This window comes from Streptomyces sp. R28 (genome assembly GCF_041052385.1).
Classification (GTDB): domain Bacteria; phylum Actinomycetota; class Actinomycetes; order Streptomycetales; family Streptomycetaceae; genus Streptomyces.
The window spans coordinates 9,745,531-9,764,220 of sequence record NZ_CP163439.1; the positions used below are offsets into that span (position 1 = coordinate 9,745,531).

At 70.8% G+C, this 18,690-nt stretch carries 15 protein-coding genes; 10 read left to right on the forward strand and 5 right to left on the reverse strand.

Going from position 1 to position 18,690, the window contains the following annotated elements; translation table 11 throughout:
• The first annotated feature begins 74 nt into the window (after positions 1–74).
• Together lysX and AB5J49_RS42760 are read left to right on the forward strand one after the other, a co-directional pair.
• Positions 75–3,353 (forward strand): bifunctional lysylphosphatidylglycerol synthetase/lysine--tRNA ligase LysX, encoded by a 3,279-nt coding sequence (lysX, locus tag AB5J49_RS42755; RefSeq protein ID WP_369174267.1) that lies wholly within the window; start codon positions 75–77, stop codon positions 3,351–3,353.
• 121 nt (positions 3,354–3,474) lie between these two features.
• Positions 3,475–4,323, forward strand: a complete 849-nt coding sequence (locus AB5J49_RS42760) for a polysaccharide deacetylase family protein (RefSeq protein WP_369174268.1) — start codon at positions 3,475–3,477, stop codon at positions 4,321–4,323.
• A gap of 29 nt (positions 4,324–4,352) precedes the next feature.
• On the opposite strand, the gene AB5J49_RS42765 is transcribed toward AB5J49_RS42760, so the two are convergent.
• Positions 4,353–5,024: a class F sortase gene (locus AB5J49_RS42765; RefSeq protein ID WP_369174269.1), complete on the reverse strand. Its 672-nt coding sequence runs from the start codon at positions 5,022–5,024 to the stop codon at positions 4,353–4,355.
• 331 nt (positions 5,025–5,355) lie between these two features.
• On the opposite strand from AB5J49_RS42765, the gene AB5J49_RS42770 reads away from it, so the two are divergent.
• Positions 5,356–5,850 (forward strand): hypothetical protein, encoded by a 495-nt coding sequence (locus AB5J49_RS42770; RefSeq protein WP_369174270.1) that lies wholly within the window; start codon positions 5,356–5,358, stop codon positions 5,848–5,850.
• Positions 5,851–5,948: 98 nt separating this feature from the next.
• On the opposite strand, the gene AB5J49_RS42775 is transcribed toward AB5J49_RS42770, so the two are convergent.
• The 3 genes from AB5J49_RS42775 to AB5J49_RS42785 all read right to left on the reverse strand — a co-directional run bounded on the left by AB5J49_RS42775 (position 5,949) and on the right by AB5J49_RS42785 (position 7,651).
• Positions 5,949–6,479, reverse strand: coding sequence for a hypothetical protein (locus AB5J49_RS42775; protein WP_369174271.1), 531 nt, complete (start codon positions 6,477–6,479; stop codon positions 5,949–5,951).
• 254 nt (positions 6,480–6,733) lie between these two features.
• Complete coding sequence (locus tag AB5J49_RS42780) at positions 6,734–7,498, reverse strand: hypothetical protein (RefSeq protein WP_369174272.1); 765 nt, start codon at positions 7,496–7,498, stop codon at positions 6,734–6,736.
• A gap of 15 nt (positions 7,499–7,513) precedes the next feature.
• Positions 7,514–7,651 (reverse strand): hypothetical protein, encoded by a 138-nt coding sequence (locus tag AB5J49_RS42785; RefSeq protein ID WP_369174273.1) that lies wholly within the window; start codon positions 7,649–7,651, stop codon positions 7,514–7,516.
• 802 nt (positions 7,652–8,453) lie between these two features.
• Between AB5J49_RS42785 and AB5J49_RS42790 the strand changes: the two genes are divergently transcribed.
• The 4 genes from AB5J49_RS42790 to AB5J49_RS42805 all read left to right on the forward strand — a co-directional run bounded on the left by AB5J49_RS42790 (position 8,454) and on the right by AB5J49_RS42805 (position 14,158).
• Positions 8,454–9,437 (forward strand): SCO0930 family lipoprotein, encoded by a 984-nt coding sequence (locus AB5J49_RS42790; protein WP_369174274.1) that lies wholly within the window; start codon positions 8,454–8,456, stop codon positions 9,435–9,437.
• Positions 9,438–9,751: 314 nt separating this feature from the next.
• Positions 9,752–10,564, forward strand: coding sequence for an SAM-dependent methyltransferase (locus AB5J49_RS42795; protein ID WP_369174275.1), 813 nt, complete (start codon positions 9,752–9,754; stop codon positions 10,562–10,564).
• Positions 10,561–12,696 (forward strand): putative bifunctional diguanylate cyclase/phosphodiesterase, encoded by a 2,136-nt coding sequence (locus AB5J49_RS42800; protein ID WP_369174276.1) that lies wholly within the window; start codon positions 10,561–10,563, stop codon positions 12,694–12,696. The genes AB5J49_RS42795 and AB5J49_RS42800 overlap by 4 nt, the downstream gene beginning before the upstream one ends.
• Positions 12,697–12,829: 133 nt before the next feature.
• A complete protein-coding gene (locus AB5J49_RS42805; protein WP_369174277.1) occupies positions 12,830–14,158 on the forward strand; it encodes a protein kinase in 1,329 nt (442 codons plus the stop codon).
• A 36-nt stretch (positions 14,159–14,194) separates the two neighbouring features.
• On the opposite strand, the gene AB5J49_RS42810 is transcribed toward AB5J49_RS42805, so the two are convergent.
• The gene (locus AB5J49_RS42810; protein WP_369174278.1) at positions 14,195–15,079 is read right to left on the reverse strand and encodes a LysR family transcriptional regulator; all 885 of its coding nucleotides are present in this window, start codon (positions 15,077–15,079) and stop codon (positions 14,195–14,197) included.
• Between the two features lie 119 nt (positions 15,080–15,198).
• On the opposite strand from AB5J49_RS42810, the gene AB5J49_RS42815 reads away from it, so the two are divergent.
• From AB5J49_RS42815 to AB5J49_RS42825, 3 genes are read left to right on the forward strand one after another with little or no spacing between them, the layout of a single operon-like run.
• Positions 15,199–15,870 carry a succinate dehydrogenase gene (locus AB5J49_RS42815; RefSeq protein ID WP_369175442.1) on the forward strand — a complete coding sequence of 224 codons (672 nt, stop codon included), beginning with the start codon at positions 15,199–15,201 and terminating at the stop codon, positions 15,868–15,870.
• A 1-nt stretch (position 15,871) separates the two neighbouring features.
• The gene (locus AB5J49_RS42820) at positions 15,872–17,824 is read left to right on the forward strand and encodes a fumarate reductase/succinate dehydrogenase flavoprotein subunit (RefSeq protein ID WP_369174279.1); all 1,953 of its coding nucleotides are present in this window, start codon (positions 15,872–15,874) and stop codon (positions 17,822–17,824) included.
• Entirely contained in the window at positions 17,821–18,567 is a 747-nt protein-coding gene (locus tag AB5J49_RS42825) for a succinate dehydrogenase/fumarate reductase iron-sulfur subunit (protein WP_369174280.1), read from the forward strand. Before AB5J49_RS42820 ends, AB5J49_RS42825 begins: the two co-directional genes overlap by 4 nt.
• Positions 18,568–18,690: the final 123 nt, after the last annotated feature.

Sequence of the window (18,690 nt, forward strand, 5' to 3'; positions counted from 1 at the left end):
CGGAAGCCGCAGGTCCGGCCGCAGGGCAGGGCGCTCGACGGGCGAGGACGCCGGGGGCTTCCTACAGTCGGAACATGAGTGCCACCGTGGGGGCCGTCCCGGACAAGGACACCACGGGCCGGATACGGTCGCCCGGGAAAGGCCTCCTGAGCAGGGTGCCGGAGGGTTTCGCGACCTTCTTCGGCGCCCTCGGACTGCTGTGCGTCCTGCTGGCCCTGATCCCACCGCTGCGCATCGGGCTCCGCCCGGTCGTGGACGCCCTCGACCAGATCATCGTCCCCGTCAGCGCCAACCTCGCCTACGCGGTGTTCCTCTTCCTGCTCGCCGCCGCGACGGCCGCCCGCAAGAAGATCGCCTGGTGGCTGGTCGTTGTCTACCTGGGCCTGCTCGTCCTGTCCGACCTCCTCGGCACGGCCCTCGGCGACTACGCCGACTCCGTGCCGTCCCTCGTCGTCTGCGGCCTCGCCCTGGCCCTGCTGATCGTCGCCCGGGGGGAGTTCTACGCCGCCTCCCGCCGCGCCGCCGTACGAAGAGCCCTCGGCGTCCTGGTCGCCGGGCTCGTCGTGGGGATCCTCGTCGGCTGGGGGCTGGTCGAGCTGTTCCCCGGCACACTGCCGCGCGGCCAGCGGCTGGCCTGGGCCGCCGACCGGGTCTGCGGCGGCCTCGTCTCCGGCGCCTCCTACGACGGACGGCCGTCCCGCCCCCTGTACTTCCTGCTCGGCCTCTTCGGCGCGCTCGCCCTCCTGAACGCCGCCGCGACGCTGTTCCGTTCGCAGCGCATGGAGGCCGCCCTGCACGACGACGAGGAGGCCCGTATCCGGGCCCTCCTCAAGGCCTACGGCGACCAGGACTCCCTCGGCTACTTCGCCACCCGGCGCGACAAGGCCGTCGTCTTCTCGCCCAGCGGCAAGGCCGCCGTCACCTACCGCGTCGAGGCCGGCGTGTGCCTCGCCAGCGGGGACCCGGTCGGCGACCGGGAGGCCTGGCCGCACGCCATCGCCGGCTGGCTGGACGCGGCCCGCCGGCACGCCTGGGTGCCCGCCGCGATGGGCGCCTCCGAGGACGGGGCCCGGGCCTACGCGCGCGCCGGGCTCGGCGCCCTCCAACTCGGCGACGAGGCGATCGTGAACGTGCCGGACTTCGACCTCGACGGCCGCGACATGCGGGTCACCCGGCAGGCCGTCCACCGGGTCCGCCGCACCGGCGCCCACTGCCGCATCCGCCGCCACCGCACCCTCACCGAGACGGAGATGGAGGAGGTGATCGACAAGGCCGACCACTGGCGCGACACCGAGACCGAACGCGGCTTCTCCATGGCCCTCGACCGCCTCGGCGACCCGGCCGACGGCGACTGTCTCCTCGTGGAAGCCCTCGGCGAGGACGGCGAGCTGCTCGCCCTGCTCTCCTTCGTGCCCTGGGGCAGGGACGGCATCTCCCTGGACCTGATGCGCCGTGACCGCGGCGCCCCCAACGGCGTCATGGAGTTCATGGTCGCCGAGCTGTGCGCGATGGCGCCGAAGACGGGCATCTGCAGGATCTCCCTGAACTTCGCCGTGTTCCGCTCGGTCTTCGAGGAGGGCGCCCGCATCGGCGCCGGACCCGTGCTGCGGCTGTGGCGACGCCTGCTGCTGTTCTTCTCCAAGTGGTGGCAACTGGAGGCCCTCTACCGCTCCAACGCCAAGTACCGGCCCCAGTGGTTCCCCCGCTTCCTCTGCTACGGCGAGGCCGCCTCCCTCGCCCGCATCGGCATGGCGTCCGGCATCGCCGAGGGATTCGTCTCCGTACCGTCGCTGCACAAACTCCGCAGAAAAGGGCACCCGCGAAACGGACCGCGCCCCGCGACCACCGAAGGACTGCCCTCGCTGGCGGCACTCGGCCTCGACGGAGGGGACGAGGCCGGGGCGGCCGGGCCGGATGCGGGCCTGCCCGAGCAGGTCCGCATCCGGCACCACACGCTCCACCGGCTGCGCGCCGAGGGCACCGATCCGTATCCGGTGGGCATCGCGGCCCGCACCCACGCCCTCGCCGACGTCCGCGCGGGCGAGCAGGTCACCGTCGCGGGGCGGATCATGCTTGTGCGCGACTTCGGCGGCATCGTCTTCGTCGTGCTGCGCGACTGGTCCGGCGACCACCAACTCGCCCTCACCCGCGGGGACACCGGAGCCGACCTCGACCGCTTCACCGCCGACACCGACATCGGCGACCTCATCACCGCCACCGGCCTGGCCGGCGTCAGCGACAAGGGCGAACCCACCGTCTTCGTCACCTCCTGGCAGCTCGTCGGCAAGTGTTTGCGCCCGCTGCCCGACAAGCGCCGGGGCCTGGCCGACCCCGAGGCCAAGGTGCGCATGCGCTATCTCGACCTGGTCTCCAGCCCCGCCGCCCGCGACGTGGTCCGCGCCCGCTCCACCGCCGTCCAGGCGCTGCGCCAGGGCCTGCTGCAGCGCGGCTACGTCGAGGTCGAGACGCCCGTGCTCCAGCAGATCCACGGCGGCGCCAACGCCCGCCCCTTCACCACCCACATCAACGCCTACGACCTCGACCTCTATCTGCGCATCGCCCCCGAGCTGTACCTGAAACGGCTGTGCGTGGGCGGCCTGGAGAAGGTCTTCGAGATGGGCCGCACCTTCCGCAACGAGGGCGCCGACTACAAGCACAACCCCGAGTTCACGATGCTGGAGGCCTACCAGGCGTACGCCGACTACGACGAGATGCTCGACCTCGTCCGCGAGCTGATCCAGGGCGCCGCGACCGCCGCCTTCGGCTCGCCGCTGGCCCGCAAGGACGGCAACGAGTACGACATCTCCGGTCAGTGGCCGGTCAAGACGGTGTACGGCGCGATCTCCGAGGCGCTCGGGGAGGCAATCGACCCCGACACGGAGCTGCTCAGGCTGCACCGGTACTGCGACCGCGCGGGCGTGCCGTACACGGCCGACGACGGCCATGGCGACATCGTCCTGGAGATGTACGAGCGGCTCGTCGAGGAGAAGACCCAGCTGCCCACCTTCTACAAGGACTTCCCGACCGATGTCTCCCCGCTCACCCGCCAGCACCGCAAGGACCCGAGACTCGCCGAGCGCTGGGACCTCGTCGCCTTCGGCACCGAACTCGGCACCGCCTACTCCGAGCTCACCGACCCCGTCGAACAGCGCCGCCGCCTCACCGCCCAGTCCCTGCTCGCCGCCGGCGGGGACCTGGAGGCGATGGAACTCGACGAGGAGTTCCTCGACGCCCTCGAGTACGCCATGCCGCCCACCGGCGGCCTCGGCATCGGCGTCGACCGACTGGTCATGTTCCTCACCGGCCTGACGATCCGTGAGACCCTGCCGTTCCCCTTGGTGCGCCGCCGCTGACCCGGCCTCATAGGCCTGGCCTGCGGTCGACGCAACCGGGGCTGGTCCGGCCGGGCGTTTTCCTGCCGCCGTCCCGGTGCCGACGTGGTGCGTCGGTCTCTCGCCGGGCGACTGATGATTCATGACGAAGGATCAGTCGCTCACACGTCCGCTCACGCGACGCCGCGCGCTGCTCGCCGGTGCCGCCGCCGTCGGAGCCGCCGGTGCCGCCGGACTGTTCGCGACGGTCATGGGCGAGGAGCCGGTCCCGCCCGCCGTCCCGGCCCCTGGCCCTCAGGCGCACCGCGCGCTCAAGCCCTCCGCCTACCGCCTCGAGCCCCTGACGGGGTACGGCCCGCCACGCGCGGCGCCCCGACGCGTTCTCGTACGGCGGGCGCCGTTCCTGCGCGTGGCCGGACGGGGCCGCACCATGGTGCTGACCTTCGACGACGGACCCGACCCCCGCTACACCCCGCACATCCTGGACACCCTGCGCGAGTACGACGTCCGCGCGATGTTCTTCGTGTGCGGCGAGATGGTCGCCGACAACAAGGACCTCGTGGCGCGGATGGCCGACGAGGGCCATGTCGTCGGCAACCACACCTGGTCCCACCCCCTCCTCACCCGCCTCAGCCGCGGCCGGATCCGCGCCGAGATGGAGCGCACCTGCGACGTCGTCGAGGAGACGTACGGCGAACGCCCCGCCTGGTTCCGAGCGCCCTACGGAGCCTGGAACCGCGCCACCTTCCAACTCGGCGCCGACCTGGGCATGGAACCGCTGGCCTGGACCGTCGACACCCTCGACTGGATGGCCCCCGGCACCCACCGAATCATCGACCGGGTGCAGCACGGCGCCGCCCCCGGCGTCGTGGTGCTCTCGCACGACGCCGGGGGCGACCGCTCCCAGAGTGTCCGTGCCCTGCGCGCCTATCTGCCGCGGCTGCTGGACTCCGGCTATTTCGTCACCGTTCCCGAACGGAAATACCGCTGACGGCTCTCGCCGGCCCGGCCGAGGAAAACTCAGCGGACCTCGACCAGGCTGGCGAAAGCGACGACGTTCCCGTCATATCCGTTCTGTTTGGAGAAACCGCCGCCGCAGGTGATGACCCGCAATTCGGGGGTCCCCTTGGATCCGTAGACCCGGTCGCCGGGAAAATCGTTCTTCTGGAACACCTCGATGCCGTAGACCTCGAAAACGGCCGTCTTTCCGTCCTGGCGGATGATCTCGACGCGATTCCCTTTCTGCAGGCCTCCGAGACCGTAGAACACGGCGGGGCCCTGATTGTTGTCGACATGGCCGACGACCACCGCGGTGCCCTTTTCGCCGGGGGAGACGGAGCCGGTGAACCAACCCGCCAGGTTCGGATCCTCGGGCGGCGGCGCGCCGACCCAGCCGTCCATGTCCAGACCGACCGGGATCACCGGTGCGTCGACCTGGATCCCGGGGATCCGGACCCGGTCCGGCAGCGCGTACGGCAGCGGCCGCACGGCCCCGGCGGCGATGGCGGCGGGCACCCGGCTGTCCGCCGCGGCCGCCGTCGCGGGCTGCGGCGGCCCCACGTCGAACTCCCCCGAACCATTGCGAATGAGGGCGAGGCCGGTGAGCAGAACAAGCGCTATCACGCCCCAAGGAGCGCGCTTCTTACGGCGCTCCTCCTCTTCGGCCAGTTCGGCCAGTTCGGACGCAGACATTCGACTTCCCCTCTCGACGCGGCCGTCGCCACGTCATCCGCGCATACGAGAACGCTAAGTCCCGCGCGCGCAACCGGCGACGGGGCGGATACGAACGGGTGGCCCGACACCGTTCGGTGCGCCATCCGAGTTGCCGCCGACAGGAAAATTCTGACGGTCCGTGACCTGCGGCAATATCCGATTGTGGGCTCAATGGTCGGCATGTCCTCTCACCAGGACGGACCATCGCCGAAATGCGGCCCGGGGCACGGCATCTGAGGGTCTTTCTGGGAGGTGCTTTCTCGCCGATCGACCGGGGACGGTTCCCGGGGCGCCTTCCGCGGAGGATCACATGCGAACTACTCGTGCCCTGGCGGCCGCGGCCACCGCGGTCGCCGCTCTCGGACTCGCCGCCCCGGCGGCCGCCGCTCGGGACGGCATGATCGGCCCGAGCAATATCGTCGCCCTGCCCAGTGTCATCGCCCGCGGCGGACAGCTGACCATCACCGTCGACGGCTGCCCACAGGGCGGCACCGCGACCTCGGATGCGTTCCGGCCCACGCAGTTGACCCCGGTCGGCGGCAGCACGGCCAAGGGCACCGCGACCATCGACAGACACGCGCGGCCGGGTGCGCACAGCATCACGGTCACCTGCATCGGCGCCGGCCGGCCCCTGACCAACCCGAACGCCTTCACCGTCATCGGTGGCGTCCGTGGCGGTCTGGGCGGCAGCAGCTCCACGGGCGCGACGCCGACCGACATGGCCATCGGAGGTGGGCTCATTGCCGCGGCCGTCGTCGGTGGCGGCGTGTTCTGGATGCGCCGCCGGGCGGAGAAGCGGGTCTGAGCTGTTGCCCTTCGCAGACATGCCGCACGTTCACAGGCCTTCGCCCCGGCCCCCGTCGAGGGGATCCGGGGCGAAGGCCTGTGCGGAGGGGGATGGCGTCAGGTGTCGTCCTCGCCGGTGGGGCGCCGGGAGAGGTGGTACGCCGTCCCGAGCGAGGCCGCGATGAGCGCGGCGCCCAGGCCGATCTCCTTCAGGTCCAGCCCGGCCAGGCTGCCGCCCTCACCGGCCTGCACGCCTCGCTGCGGGTGGGGGTGGGGGTGGGGGTGCGGGTGCGGGTGCACCGGTGCGGGCCGGCCGCCGCCGATGGTGAGGTCGACGCTCTGCCAGAAGGTGCCGCAGTAGAACGACACCTCGTACACGGCCCCCGGTCTGGCGTCCCAGTCGACCGTGGCCCTGGCCGTCGTCCGCCCCCTGGGGATGGTGACCGTGTCGAAGACCCCCGAGGAGACGGCGACGCTCTGGTCGCAGCCGGTCGCGCGCAGCTTGACCTCCCCACCGGGCGCGACGGTGGCGGGCAGCACGTTGACCCAGAAACCTGAGGCGTCGCCGCTCGCCTGAGCGGCGGGGGCGGTCATGGCGAGGGCGCTGACGCCCAGCAGTACGGCCGAAGCGATGCGTATCGCGCGCATGGTGTTTCCTCCGGGTCCCCGAGGAGCAGCCGCGGACCTGTTCCGCTTGCGCCGGAAATGCACCTCGATGATCGGAACGCTAGAAAAGCGCGCACACCCGCGCGATCGCTGTCGTACGAATGGGGCAAGGGCGTTGGGCCGCTCAGGGGACGGCGTTCCCGCGATCGGGGGACGGGAGCGGCGTGGCTGCCTCGCTTCGAGTGCCGGCGCCGTCTCCGCCCGCGTCCCCCGGCGGTCCGTCGGGTGAGGGTCCGTCAGCCCTTGATGTGCGGGAAGAGGTCGAGGAACGGCTCCGCCGACGCCGTGACACCGCGACTGTACGGAGAGTCGAAGTCCCAGATGAGGAAGAGGAGGAAGGCGATCAGCGCGGAGAACAGCCCGGCGAGGATCAGTTCGCGGGGTGTGCGCCGGATCTGCAGGGCGAACACCATCCCGATGGTGACGACGCCGCCGGCGATCAGCCCGAACCACACCACGCCCGGCATGGTCTCCCCGGTCGAGCTCGCACGGGCGTTGCGCGCCTGGTCGGCGGCGGTCACCTGGTCGACGAGCGGCTGGTAGGCCTGCGCCTCGAAGTCCGACCTCGGCCGGTAGTCGGTGACGTCCTCGCGGACGCGCTGCAGGAGCTCGGTGCCGCGTTCGGTGACCCGACCTTCCTCGCTCATCGTCTTCCACTCGGTGCTGACGACGTGTCCGACATAGGCGTTGACATCGCCTCGAATGCGGTCACGGACATCGGCCGGATAGACCCGGACGCGTTCCGAGATCTCGTGCAGCGCCACGGCCTCCGCCTGGACGTGGTCCTCGGCGGCGCTGCGGCCCTCCCACACGCCGGCGATGGCCAGGCCCAGGACGATGGCGTACACCACACCGATCCACATCGTCATGTACTCGATGACGTCCGGGGTCTCGGAGGGATCCTCGTCCTCGGGGGCCGTGCGGTGCCGTAGCAGGGTGATGATGACCACCACGGAACAGGCGGCCAGCATGGCGAGGGTGAGAACAAGCCATTCGGGCAACAGAAGCCTCCAGGGTCAACGCGCACGCAGTGCGGCGACGGCGATGATCGCGGGCGCCGCGATGAGCAGGACGAAGGTGAGGGGTGACGGGGCGTCGCGCGCCGGCCGCCGGTGCGGGGTGGCGCGGTAGGGCGGGTAGTGCACCGGGGCCATGGACGGACTCGGGGTGGGCTTGACCGACGGCTTCGGCGTGGGCCGCGGAGTAGGCGTGGGTGTCGGCGCGGGGGCGGGCTGCGCGCGAGGTGGGGCGGGCCGGGGAGCGGGCGCTGCCGGGTGGGAGAGGCGGGGGCGGTGGTGGGGGCGGGGGCTCGGGTGTCGGTGTGGGCGTGGTCTTCGGAGGTGGCGTGGGCGCGGGGTCCGGCGTCGGCGTCGGCGTCGGCGTCGGCGTGGGCGTCGGAGTTGGAGTGGGGGTCGGCGTGGGCGTAGGGGCCGGGCACTGCGGGGGCGTCGGCCAGGTGAAGGTTCCGACGACCGCCACCGCCGTCGCGCCGTCCGGGCCGGTGTCGGCGTACGCGCAGACGTCGGCCGCCGCCACACCGGCCGGTGTCGCCACCAGGAGCCAGGTGAGCGCCACCACCGTCAACACCCTTGCCGTGAGGGTGGATTGGGTCGGTTCGAGTCCATACACGACGAAGATCTTGAGGCCAGAGCGCGCTTTAACGGGCCCGAGCGCGGGCGGATTGCCCCGAACGGGCGACCCAAGGCCCTCGAAAGGTTTGATCGGCGGGCGCAGGTGTGACCGCCGAGACGTACGCGTGTGCGACGCGGGCCGGGCGGTGCCAGGGGGATGGGGGGAAGAGGCCGGCGTTTCACAGGTGTGATGCGGGAGTGGTCACAGCTCTCCGAAAGAAATTTGTGCGCCGGTTGAACACGACCGGTGCTTTCGTGCGTACCTCTGGTCGTGCGGCGGCGCAGCAGGGCGCTGCAACACCCTTGTGATTATGGGGAGTTGAAGATGAAGACCTCGTGGCGGAGCGCCTCGCTCGTGGTGAGCGCCGTAGCGGTGGCGGCGCTGACGACGGCATGCGGCTCGGAAACCGCGCCGCCGGCGAGCAGCCAGAACGTGGGTGCCACGGCCGCGGCCGGTGGTTACGGAAACGCCGGTACCGGCCTTGGGAACGGATCCGGTTACGACCCCGGTGCGGCGGGCCAGGAGAGCGCCGCCACACAGGCCGCGTCCGCCGGTGAGCTGTCCATTTCCACCAATCAGGAACTTGGCGAGGTGCTGACCGACAGCGCCGGTCTGACTCTCTACCGCTTCGACAAGGACACCGCGGACCCGGCCAAGTCCAACTGCGACGGCGACTGCGCGAAGAAGTGGCCGCCGGTCCCCGCGGACGACGCCACGGCCGGTTCCGGTATCGACAAGGAGCTGCTGGGCGTGGTCACCCGCTCCGACGGCACCGAGCAGCTGACGGTCGACGGCTGGCCGGCGTACCGCTTCGCGAAGGACGCCAACGCCGGCGATGTCAACGGTCAGGGTGTGGGCGGCACTTGGTACGCGCTGGCCCCCGACGGCAAGAAGGCGCAGGGCGGGAGCGGGGCCGAGGCGGCCGACCTGCCGGGGCTGTCGACCCGCAAGGACCCCAAGCTCGGCGAGATCGTCATCGACAAGAACGGCCACACGGTCTACCGCTTCATGAAGGACTCGCCCTGGCCGATGAAGACGGCGTGCACCGGCGAGTGTCTGGAGAAGTGGCCGGTCATCGAGCCGGTCGACGCCAAGGACACCAAGGGCATCGATCTGAAGGGGTCCGGTCCCAGGGGGCAGGGTTACGTGGTCTTCGACCGGCCCGACGGGCTGAAGCAGCAGACCATCGACTGTGTGCCGATCTACACCTTCGCCGGTGACAAGAAGCCCGGCGACACCAACGGTCAGGGCGTCGGCGGCACTTGGTTCGCCATTCGCCCCGACGGCAAGCCGGTCGGCGCGTCGTAGCAGTAAAGGATCACACCTCCCCAGGGTTGATCACCTCGCGTCCGGCTCACCGGTCCGCCCCCTGAAGCTCCACGCTCAGGGGGCGGACCGGTTTGTCGTCATTCACCACGATTCTTCGTGCTCTTTCGCCATGGTTCGCAGCTCTGTGGAATGCTTCGGATGCTTTTGACGGAGGGTGCACGGGGCATCAAACAGGCACGTGCCGCTGGCAGTGACCGGGAACGGATGGTCAATTTCCGTTTCCGCTCGCTCCTTTGGCGGGCGATCAGTAGCCTCAGCTCGAACACCGGATCGCCTACGCCTTGGAGAGATAGATGGAGCGTCCCGCCTGGGCCCCACGGAGCATCGACATCTCGGTGCCCAGTGTCTCGCGAATCTACGACTACTACCTGGGCGGTTCGCACAACTTCGAGGTCGACCGGGAAGCGGCCCGCAAGGCCATGGACTTCATGCCGGGACTCCCCAAGATCATGCAGGCCAACCGGGCGTTCATGCGCCGCGCGGTGCGCTTCGCGGTCGACGAGGGCATCACCCAGTTCCTGGACATAGGCTCCGGCATCCCGACGTTCGGCAACGTCCACGAGGTGGCCCAGACGGCCAGTCCCGGCGCGCATGTGGTGTACGTCGACCACGACCCGGTGGCGGTGGCGCACAGCCAGGCGGTCCTGGCGGGCAACGACGACACGGACGTCGTCGCGGCGGACCTGCGCAAGCCGCAGGAGATCCTGGGGAGTTCCGCGGTCGAGAGCCTCATCGACCTGAACCGGCCAGTGGCACTGCTGCTCGTTGCCATACTGCACTTCGTGGAGGACGAGGACGACCCGTACGAGGCGGTGGCCCAGCTGCGCGACGCGCTCGCGCCCGGCAGTCTGCTGGTGCTCACGCATGCCTCGTACGAGGGAATCCCGCTGCCCGAGGAGCGGGCCAAGGGCACGGTCGACGTGTACAAGGACATTCGCAACCCGCTGATCATGCGTTCGCGCGAGGGGATCGCGCGGTTCTTCGAGGGGTACGACATGGTGGAACCGGGCCTGGTGCCGATGCCGCACTGGCGGCCGGACACAGCACCGGAGGACGAGGACCCGTATGCCTTCTCCGGGTTCGCAGGCGTGGGGCGTACGGCGTGAGCGCGGGGTCGGACGGGCCGGAGGACAGACTGCGCCGGTTCGCGACGATCTGGAGCCGGGCCGTCTTCCCGGTGACCTCGACGTCGTCGACCCGGCCGGAGTTCGAGGAGCAACTGCTGCCGCTGGCCCGGCGGTTGAGTGAGGCGCTCAGGGCCAGGACCTTCGACGCGGACGCGGGCAAGGCGGTCGGCGCCGCGCTCGTCGCCGCGCACTGCACCGACCCCGAGGCGCTGAGTCGCTCGCTGGACTGCGTGGACGCCTACCTCGTGCTGTACTGCGGCACCGACGGCGACCAGGAGGACCAGCGGGCACGCTCCTCGCGGCTCCAGCACGCCATGGCCGCCGGGTTCGCCCAGGCGCTGCGTGAGCGGACGCTGGCCGAGCAGGAGGCGATCTCCTCGGCCGCCCTCAAGGCGCAGGGCGTGGTCGCGCAGGCGCTGCACGCCACCGAGGCCCGCTTCCGCGCGGTGTTCGAGGGCGCCGCCATAGGAATCGGCATCGCCGACCTGCAGGGCAACATCCTCCAGGTCAACGGCGCCCTGCTGCGCATGTTCGGGGTCTCCGAGCAGGCGATCCGCAACCGCAAGGTCAAGGAGTGGACCCACCCCGAGGACGCCCCGCAGACCTGGAAGCTCTACGACGAACTCGTACGCGGCGACCGCGAGCACTACCACCTCGAAAAGGCCTTCTACCGCCCTGACGGAACGGTCCTGTGGACCAACCTCACGGTCTCCCTGCTGCGCGACCCCGACGGCAACCCGCAGTACCAGCTGGCCCTGATGGAGGACACCACCGAGCGGCGTCTGCTCAACCTGCGGCTGCGCTACGAGGCCACGCACGACGCGCTGACCGGCCTGCCCAACCGCACCTTCTTCTTCGAGCGCCTGGAGAAGGCACTGGGCGCCGGGGAAGGCCAGCGGTTCGGCCTCTGCTACCTCGACCTGGACGGCTTCAAGACCGTCAACGACAGCCTCGGCCACGCGGCCGGCGACCGGCTGCTCGTCGAGGTCGCCGACCGCCTGCAGTCCTGTGCCACCGCGCCCGGCGAGATGGTCGCGCGGCTGGGCGGCGACGAGTTCGTGGCGCTGACCACCGGCTCCGACACCGAGCGCGAGGTCGACGAGCTGGCCGCCCGGATCATGAACGCGCTGATCGCCCCGATCAGTGTCGACGGCCGGGAGCTGACGGTACGCGGCAGCATCGGCATCGTCGAGGGCCCGGCCGGGGAGCGCAGTCCGGCGGAGGTCCTGCGCAGCGCGGACATCACCATGTACCGGGCCAAGTCGGCGGGCGGCAACCGCTTCGAGCTGGCCGACGAGGAGGCCGACGCCCGCGCCATCACCCGGCACGGGCTGACCACGGCGTTGCCGACGGCTCTGGACCGGGGCGAGTTCTTCATCGAGTACCAGCCGCTGGTCCACCTCGGCGACGGCAGCGTGCGCGGCGCCGAGGCCCTGGTGCGCTGGCTGCACCCGCAGCACGGCATCCTCGGCCCGGACCGGTTCATCCCGCTCGCCGAGCACACGGGGCTGATCGTTCCGCTCGGCCGCTGGGTCCTGGAGCAGTCGGTGCGCCAGGCGCGCGAGTGGCGAGAACGCTACGACGACGCGGGCCCGCTCCGTATCAACGTCAACCTCTCGCCGTGCCAGCTCACCCATCCCGGGCTGGTCCAGGACACGGTGGACATCCTGGAGCGCGCGGGCGTGGCACCGGACGCGCTCTGCCTGGAGGTCACGGAGTCGGCCCTCATCGGTGCCGACGACGACCTGCTCAAGCCCCTGCGCCGTCTGGCCGAGATGGGCGTCGACATCGCCCTGGACGACTTCGGCACCGGCTACTCCAACCTCGCCAACCTGCGCCGGCTGCCGGTGAGCATCCTCAAGCTGGACCGCTCCTTCACCCAGAGCATGCAGCAGTTCCCGGCCGACCCCGTCGACCTGAAGATCGTCGAGGGGATCGTTTCGCTCGCCCACAGCCTGAACCTGACGGTGACGGTGGAGGGCGTGGAAACGGGCGCACAGGCCGAACAGCTGCGCATCCTCGGCTGCGACACGGCCCAGGGCTGGTACTACGCCCGCCCGGGCCCACCGGAGCGGCTGCACGAACTGGCACTGGTGGACGCCACCGGCTGAGTCCGGCGTATCGAACGGAAGGTCGGTCAAACAGGCGTCCAGGCGGTAAGCGTACGAGTCATCTGAGCTGCCTCTTTGCGCCCCCGCCCGCGATCACGCCATCATGCGCGCAGCTGACCGGTGGAGGGGGCCGATGGCAGAGCAATTGCTGGACGGGCGTTATCTACTGACCCACCGGATCGGCGCCGGAGGGATGGGGGAGGTGTGGCACTCCCGGGACGAGCGACTGCGCCGGGACGTGGCCGTCAAACTCATCACCGGTCTCGGGCAGGTCCGCGACCCGAAACTCGTGGCGCGGTTCGTCCAGGAGGCGCAGGTGCTGGCGGGGCTGTCGAGCCCGCACATCGTCACGGTGCACGAACTCGGCACGGCACGCCGGGGCGGCGGCCCGGAGCTGCCGTACCTCGTGATGGAGCTGCTGCACGGCCACCCGCTGGACGAACTGGTCCGGGGCGGGGAGCGGTTCTCGCTGCACGACGTGAGCCGTTGGGGGAGGCAGATGTGCCGGGCGCTCGCGACGGCCCATGCCTCCGGGGTGGTGCACCGGGACATGAAACCGGCGAACGTGATGGTGACCGAAGGCGCGGCGGGCGAGCGCGACGTCAAGGTGCTGGACTTCGGCATCGCCCGGCTCCTCGACGACACCGGCACATCGACCGTGCTGACCGCCACCGGCGCGACGGTGGGCACACCCGCCTACATGTCGCCCGAACAGATCACGGCGGACCCGAAGCGGCCGGCCGACGGACGCAGTGATCTCTACTCGCTCGGCTGCGTGCTCTATGAACTGGTCGCGGGACGCCCGCCGTTCGAGGCGCCCAGCGCGTTCACGCTGATGCAGAAGCATCTGAGCGAACGGCCCGCTCCGCCTCGCGGACCACACGCGGACGTCCCGGACGCCTGGAGCCGGCTGATACTCGCGCTGCTCGCCAAGGATCCGGAGGACCGCCCGCAGACCGCGCAGGAGGTGGGCCGACGGCTGGCCGAACTGGGCGACGACACACCCGCCGTACCGCCTGCGCCGCCCCTGCACGCAGGCCCCGGCCCGCAAGCGCCGGGCGCACCCGCCCGCACCAGTACCGCACCCACCCCGCCCCGCTCCGCGTCCGCTCACCCGCCGACGCGGCTGGACCGGGGCCCGGCGGCTCCCGCCCCGCGGCCCACGGCACGCCGGAGCCCTGCCGCCCGTACCCCGCAGCCGCCGCGCAGGGTCGACCCCGGCGCCTCGGCGCCACACCGGCCGGTATGGACGGAACGTGTCGAGGCGCCGCCGCCTCGGGCCTTCGCCTCCACCCCGTCCGCCCGCCACGACCCCCTGCTGCCGCGCTCGACCGTGCGGGGCGGCTGCCTCGGCCTCGTGTTCCTGTCGGTCGTGGCCACCTTGCCCTGGCGGGGAGCGGTCGCCCTCGTGGTCGGCGTCGCCATCGGGACGTACGTCTGGCGCCATTACCGCCGCCGCTGACCGTGCCGGGAGCAGGGCCGTTCGCGTGCGGGCCGTTCACCGCTCCAGCAGCATCCGCTGGAGCTCCCGCGCGGCCCGCGGCGGAGCCACATCGCTGCGGTGGGCCAGCGCGATCGTCCGGTGCAGCCCCGGCCGGGCCAGCGGGGTGACCCGTAGCCCCCGGCCGGAGCGTGCCGCCACCATGCGCGGTACGACGGCCACGCCGAGCCCTGCCCGGACGAACCCCAGCACCGCGTCCATCTCCCCGCCCTCCACCGCGAAGTCCGGCTCGAAGCCCTCGGCACGGCAGGCGGCCACCGTCAGCTCGCGCAGGTCGTAGCCGTGCCGGAACATCACCAGGCGTTCGCCCTCCAGGTCGGCGATGCGCACGGTGCGCCGGTCGCCGCCTGGGCGGGACGCCTCGGGTGAGGAGACCACCACCAGGTCCTCGCGCAGCAGCTCCACCGTGGTCAGCGCCGGGGACGGGGTCGGCAGGGGCAGGACGACCAGGGCGAGGTCGAGGGCGCCGCGCGCCAGCTCCCGTACGAGGTCGTGCGAGCCGCCCTCCTCGATCAGCAGCTGGATGCCGGGATAGCGGTCGTGGAAGGCGCGCAGCACGTCCGGGAGCAGGCCCGTGCACAGGCTCGGGGTCGCGCCGAGACGGACCCGGCCCTGGCGCAGCTGCACCAGCTCCTGCACCTCGTGCCGTGCGGTGTCCGCGTCGGCCAGGATGCGCCGGGCCAGCGGGAGCAGGGCCTCTCCGGCGTCCGTCAGCGTGATGTTGCCGCGCGCCCGCAGGAACAGGTCCGCGCCCAACTCCCGCTCCAGCGCCTTGATCTGCTGCGACAGCGACGGCTGCGCGACATGCACCAGGTCGGCGGCCCGGGTGAAGTGCCGGGTCTCGGCGACCGCCACGAAGTACTGGAGCTGCTGGAACTGCATCCAGCCAGCATAGCCAGCACCTATCGAAACGAGCCGGACCATGTCTTGGACCGATGGGGTCATTCGGCTCTAGCGTCCTGTGCATGGCTCTGGCAACGCGGACGGATCGACGGCCGTCCATGGCACGCACGGTGTGGGACTCCACCGTCGGCAAGAAGACCGTGATGGCGGTCAGCGGGCTGATCATGCTGCTGTACCTGGTCGCCCACATGATCGGCAACCTGAAGATCTACTTCGGCGCGGGCGAGTTCAACGCGTACGGCCACTGGCTGCGCACGGTCGGCGAGCCGTTCATGCACTACGAGTGGACGCTCTGGCTGATCCGCGTCGTGCTGGTCGTCGCCGTCGTCGCCCACGCGGTCTCGGCGTACCAGCTCAGCCGCCGCGACATCAAGGCCCGCCCCAGCAAGTACGTGCACAGGAAGCCGCGGGCCTCCTACGCCACCCGCACCATGCGCTGGGGCGGCATCATCCTCGGCCTGTTCATCGTCTGGCACGTCCTGGACCTGACGACCGGCACCGTGCACTCCGGCGGCTTCCAGGAGGGCCACCCGTACCAGAACGTCGTGGACACCTTCTCCACCTGGTACGGCAACGTCATCTACATCGTCGCGATGCTCGCCCTCGGCCTGCACATCCGGCACGGCTTCTGGAGCGCCGCCCAGACCCTCGGCGCCGGCAGCCGCACCCGCGACCGCGCACTGAAGACCGTCGCAGGCGTCCTCGCACTGCTGCTCACGGCCGGCTTCATCGCCGTGCCCGTGGGCGTCATGACCGGAGTGGTGAGCTGACATGACCGCTGAATACGTGAACTACGCGACCGGCGAACCGGTCGTCGACACCAAGGCCCCCTCCGGCCCTGTCAACGAGCGCTGGGACAAGCGCCGTTTCGAGGCCAGGCTGGTCAACCCCGCCAACCGGCGCAAGCACACGGTGATCGTGGTGGGGACGGGGCTGGCCGGCGGCTCCGCGGGCGCCACGCTCGCCGAACAGGGCTACCACGTCGTCCAGTTCTGCTACCAGGACTCCCCGCGCCGCGCCCACTCGATCGCCGCGCAGGGCGGCATCAACGCCGCGAAGAACTACCGCAACGACGGCGACTCCATTCACCGGCTGTTCTACGACACCGTCAAGGGCGGCGACTTCCGGGCCCGGGAGTCGAACGTGCACCGGCTCGCGCAGATCTCGGTGGAGATCATCGACCAGTGTGTGGCGCAGGGCGTGCCGTTCGCCCGCGAGTACGGCGGTCTGCTCGACACCCGATCCTTCGGCGGCGTCCAGGTGTCCCGGACCTTCTACGCCCGCGGCCAGACGGGCCAGCAGCTCCTGCTCGGCGCCTACCAGGCCCTCAGCAGGCAGATCGCCGCGGGGAACATCGAGATGCACCCGCGCACCGAGATGCTCGACCTGATCGTCGTCGACGGGCGGGCACGCGGCATCGTGGCCCGGGACCTCATCACCGGCAGGATCGACACGTATTTCGCCGACGCGGTCGTCCTCGCCAGCGGCGGCTACGGCAACGTCTTCTACCTGTCGACGAACGCCATGAACTCCAACGCCACCGCCATCTGGCGGGCCCACCGGCGCGGCGCCTACTTCGCCAACCCCTGCTTCACGCAGATCCACCCGACGTGCATCCCGCGCACCGGCGACCACCAGTCCAAGCTGACGCTGATGAGCGAGTCGCTGCGCAACGACGGCCGGATCTGGGTGCCGAAGGCCCAGGGCGACGACCGTCCCGCGAACAAGATCCCCGAGGACGAGCGCGACTACTACCTGGAGCGCATCTACCCGTCCTTCGGCAACCTGGTCCCGCGCGACATCGCCTCCCGCGCCGCGAAGAACGTCTGCGACGAGGGGCGGGGCGTCGGGCCCGGCGGGCAGGGCGTCTACCTCGACTTCGCCGACGCCATCGAGCGCATGGGCCGCAAGGCCGTCGAGGCCAAGTACGGCAACCTCTTCGACATGTACCAGCGGATCACCGACGAGGATCCGTACGAGGTGCCGATGCGGATCTACCCGGCCGTGCACTACACGATGGGCGGGCTGTGGGTGGACTACGACCTGCAGACCACCATCCCGGGTCTCTTCGCGATCGGCGAGGCCAACTTCTCCGACCACGGCGCCAACCGCCTCGGCGCCTCCGCGCTGATGCAGGGCCTGGCCGACGGCTACTTCGTGCTGCCCGCCACCATCAACGACTACCTCGCCCGCAACCCGCACCACGAGGCCGTCACCGACGAACACCCCGTCGTACAGGAGGTGTTGGCGGAGACGGAGGACCGGCTCAACCTGCTCCTGTCCGTCGACGGCGACCGCACGCCCGACTCCTTCCACCGCGAGGTGGGCGAGCTGATGTGGGAGTTCTGCGGCATGGCCCGCACCGACAGCGGCCTGCGCAAGGCCCTGGAACGTATCCCGCAGATCCGCGAGGAGTTCTGGCGGCGCATCAAGGTGCCGGGCACCGGCGAGGAGTTCAACCAGTCGCTGGAGAAGGCCAACCGCGTCGTCGACTACCTGGAGCTCGCCGAGCTCATGTGCCTCGACGCGCTGCACCGCGGCGAGTCCTGCGGCGGCCACTTCCGCGAGGAGTCGCAGACACCGGACGGCGAAGCGGCCCGCAGGGACGACGAGTTCGCCTACGCGGCCGCCTGGGAGTTCACCGGCACCGGCGAGGCGCCGACCCTGCACAGGGAAGACCTGGCCTTCGAGTACGTCCACCCCACCCAGCGGAGCTACGCATGAAGCTCACCTTGCGCGTCTGGCGGCAGAAGAACGCCGACGCCGACGGCGCCATGTCCACGTACGAGGTGGACGGGATCTCCTCCGACATGTCCTTCCTGGAGATGCTCGACACCCTCAACGAGGAGCTCATCCTCAAGGGCGAGGACCCGGTCGCCTTCGACCACGACTGCCGTGAGGGCATCTGCGGAGCGTGCTCGCTCGTGATCAACGGCGATGCGCACGGGCCCGAGCGGACGACCACGTGTCAGCTGCACATGCGGTCGTTCAGGGACGGCGACACGATCGACATCGAGCCGTGGCGGGCGTCGGCGTTCCCGGTGATCAAGGATCTGGTCGTCGACCGGTCCGCGTTCGACCGGATCATCCAGGCCGGTGGGTACATCACCGCACCGACCGGCGCGGCTCCCGAAGCGCACGCCACGCCGGTGCCGAAGCCGGACGCCGACTTCGCCTTCGAGCACGCCGAGTGCATCGGGTGCGGGGCGTGTGTCGCCGCGTGCCCGAACGGGGCGGCGATGCTGTTCACGTCCGCCAAGATCAACCATCTCAACGTGCTGCCGCAGGGTGCTCCCGAGCGGGAGACGCGGGTGCTCGACATGGTGGCGCAGATGGACGAGGAGGGCTTCGGGGGATGCACGCTCACCGGTGAGTGCGCCACCGCCTGCCCCAAGGGCATCCCGCTCATGTCCATCACCGGCATGAACAAGGAGTGGCTGCGGGCCACGCGGAAGGTGAAGCGGTAGGCCGGGCCGCACAGCAGACGTTCGCCGACAGGTGCGGACGGGCGGGGCCGGGAGTGGTGCTCCCCGGCCCCGTCTCGCGCTGTCGCGCCCGCCAAGTGAACGGCACCGGAGCGCCCGGCTGAC